Genomic DNA, 410 nt, shown 5'->3' with positions numbered 1-410 from the left:
TTTAATAAGTTCGGATGTTTTTTCATCCAATGCTTACTGTTTGTCGTTTTTGTAAAACTACGTTTAGGTCTTACCAATAATCGTTCATCACGTAAGTAGTTGAAAAGTGCATCTCGACCTAGCTTGATACCTTGCGCTTGCAACTTTGGTTTAAGTAAAAAGTAGAGTTTTCTAGTGCCAACCCGAGGCATATAGCGTCTAATATCCAACACCATTTGTTTGATGGGTTTAAGTTCCAACTGGCGATGAGCAGCTCGCTTTTCTCGTTGATAAACGCTTTGTCTCGTCATCCCGCATAGCTTACATACTCGAACTAAACTTATTCCTTCCTGCTCTTGAAGACTTCTTGCTCCTTGGTGAGATACTTTTTTCTGAGGCTAGTTCCGTGTTCAGCATCAAGAATATCAACC

1 pseudogene is annotated in these 410 nt (G+C 40.0%); it reads right to left on the bottom strand.

Annotation, left to right across the window (positions count from 1 at the left end):
- Window positions 1-410, bottom strand: a pseudogene (locus MSG36_RS23810) (IS3 family transposase); the annotation flags it as partial.

The organism is Vibrio sp. 1CM8B (assembly GCF_023161685.1).
GTDB classification, from domain to species: Bacteria; Pseudomonadota; Gammaproteobacteria; order Enterobacterales; family Vibrionaceae; genus Vibrio; species Vibrio coralliirubri.
This window is presented reverse-complemented; position numbering and strand designations above follow the sequence as displayed.